The 2,552-nt window shown below is 73.9% G+C and carries 3 protein-coding genes; all 3 read left to right on the top strand.

What is annotated here, in order from left to right:
- Positions 1-59 precede the first annotated feature (59 nt).
- Entirely contained in the window at positions 60-791 is a 732-nt protein-coding gene (gene recO / locus CWIS_RS06255) for a DNA repair protein RecO (RefSeq protein WP_048342407.1), read from the top strand.
- Between the two features lie 90 nt (positions 792-881).
- The gene (locus CWIS_RS06250; protein ID WP_048342406.1) at positions 882-1,664 is read left to right on the top strand and encodes an isoprenyl transferase; all 783 of its coding nucleotides are present in this window, start codon (positions 882-884) and stop codon (positions 1,662-1,664) included.
- A gap of 128 nt (positions 1,665-1,792) precedes the next feature.
- On the top strand, positions 1,793-2,552 hold a 760-nt coding region (locus tag CWIS_RS06245), incomplete at its 3' end, for an ABC transporter ATP-binding protein (RefSeq protein ID WP_048342405.1).

Raw genomic sequence — 2,552 nt, 5'->3', positions numbered from 1 at the left:
CGCGTGCGCCGGCGGCGCGGGAGCGCCCGCGTGTGGGCGCCCCGGGGGACAATGCCTGCGTGAGCCTCTACCGCGACGAGGCGATCGTGCTGCGCACCCACAAGCTGGGGGAGGCGGACCGGATCGTCACCCTCCTGACCCGCCAGCACGGCAAGGTGCGTGCCGTCGGCAAGGGTGTGCGCCGGACGACGTCGCGGTTCGGCTCCCGGCTCGAGCCGTTCATGCACGTCGACCTGCAGCTGTCGACGGGACGCCACCTCGACATCGTCACCCAGGCCGAGACGATCGGCCCGTACGGGCGTGCGCTCGTGGCCGACTACGCGCTCTACACGGTGGGCACCGTGATGCTCGAGACTGCCGAGCGGCTCGTCGACGCCGAGCACGAGCCCGCGCTGCAGCAGTACTGGCTGCTCGTCGGCGGGGTCCGTGCGCTCGCTTCGCGCGAGCGGGCACCCGGCCTGGTGCTGGACTCCTACCTGCTGCGCGCGCTCGCGGTCGCGGGCTGGGCGGCGAGCTTCCACGACTGCGCGCGCTGCGGTGAGCCCGGGCCGCACCAGGCGTTCAACGTGCAGTCGGGTGGGGCGGTGTGCCGGTCGTGCCGGCCGCCCGGCTCTGCGTCGCCCGCTCCGGAGACGTTCGCGCTCCTGTCCGCGCTGCTCGCGGGCGACTGGGGTGTCGTGGACGACAGCGCGGAACGCCACCGTGGCGAGGCCGCCGGACTCGTCGCCGCGTTCAGCCAGTTCCACCTCGAGCGGCGCCTGCGCTCCCTGCCGCACGTCGAACGGGTCTGACCCGCCGTTCGCCCGCGGGTGCGGGCTCGTCGACGGTCGTTCGCACGTGGCGGGGCCCGACGACGCCCGCGTGCGCGGCAGAATGACGCTGTGCCCGCGCCCGTGCTGCCCCCGTTCCCGCACCCGTCGGGTGCCCGCCCCCCGGCGATCCCGAAGCAGTTCGTGCCCCGGCACGTCGCCGTGGTCATGGACGGCAACGGCCGGTGGGCCAACGCACGCGGGCTCAGCCGCGTCGAGGGTCACAAGGCGGGCGAGGCCTCGCTGCTCGACGTCGTCGCCGGCGCGATCGAGATCGGCGTCGAGTACGTCTCGGCGTACGCGTTCTCGACCGAGAACTGGAACCGGTCGCCCGAGGAGGTGCGCTTCCTCATGGGCTTCAACAAGGACGTGCTGCGCCGCCGCCGCGACGAGATGAACTCGTGGGGCGTGCGCGTGCGGTGGGCCGGGCGCCGTCCCCGGCTGTGGCGCTCGGTGATCGACGAGCTCGAGACCGCCGAACAGCTGACGAAGAACAACACGGTGTGCACGCTCACGATGTGCGTGAACTACGGCGGGCGCGCCGAGGTCGCCGACGCGGCGGCCGCGCTCGCGCGCGACGTCCAGGCGGGTCGCGTCAACCCCGACCGGATCTCCGAGAAGGTCTTCGCGCGGTACCTCGACGAGCCGGACCTGCCGGACGTGGACCTGTTCCTGCGGTCGTCGGGTGAGCAGCGCACGTCGAACTTCATGATCTGGCAGGCGGCCTACGCCGAGCTCGTGTTCCTCGAGGAGGCCTGGCCGGACGTCGACCGCCGTCACCTGTGGCGCGCGATCGAGGAGTACGCGCGCCGGGACCGTCGCTACGGCGGAGCGGTCGACACGCCGGTCTCCTGACGCCGTCCGGCTACGACGACGGGTGGACCCCGGCGGGACTCGCGCACGACGACGGGAGGACCCTGGTCCGCGCGGGAGGGTTCCGCCGTGGGACGCGCGTCACCTGGTCCACGCCCGACGCTGGAGGCATGAGCCAGACGGTGACCCACCCCCTCGTCGTGACCACCTCCCAGCACGACCCGCGACTGTCCGGTCGCGGCCTCGTCAAGCGGTACGGCTCGACGACCGCGCTCGCGGGCGTCGACATCGACCTGGGCGAGGAGGAGGCCCTGGCGATCATGGGCCCGTCCGGCTCGGGCAAGTCCACGCTGCTGCACGTGCTCGCGGGCGTCCTGGTGCCCGACGAGGGTGCAGTCACGCTCCGCGGACGACGCGTCGAGCGGCTCTCCGAGCGTGAGCGGTCGCTGCTGCGGCGCGGGCGCTACGGGTTCGTGTTCCAGCACGGGCAGCTGCTGTCCGAGCTGACGGCGCTCGAGAACGTCGCGATCGCCTCGATGCTCGACGGTGAGCCGCGTGCGCAGGCGCAGGAGCTCGCCGTCCAGTGGCTGGCGGCGCTCGGCGTGGCCGACGAGCGTGACCGGCGCCCGGGGGAGATGTCGGGTGGCCAGGCGCAGCGGGTCGCGGTCGCGCGGGCGCTGGTCACTCGCCCGGACGTGGTGTTCGCCGACGAGCCGACCGGCTCGCTGGACCAGGCGACCGGCCAGGACGTGATGCGGGTCCTCACCGAGTCGACGCGCGCCGTGGGCGCCTCGCTCGTCGTCGTGACGCACGACGCGAGCGTCGCCGCCTGGTGCGACCGCCGCGTCGACGTGCGTGACGGGCTGGTCGTCGCCCCTCAGCACGCGGTGCCGGCGGACGCGGTGCCGGCGGACGCGGTGCCGGCGGACG

This window comes from Cellulomonas sp. A375-1, from assembly GCF_001040865.1.
GTDB classification, from domain to species: Bacteria; Actinomycetota; Actinomycetes; order Actinomycetales; family Cellulomonadaceae; genus Cellulomonas; species Cellulomonas gelida.
The sequence above is the reverse complement of the archived record's forward strand: the minus strand, read 5'-3'. Positions and strand labels throughout refer to the sequence as shown.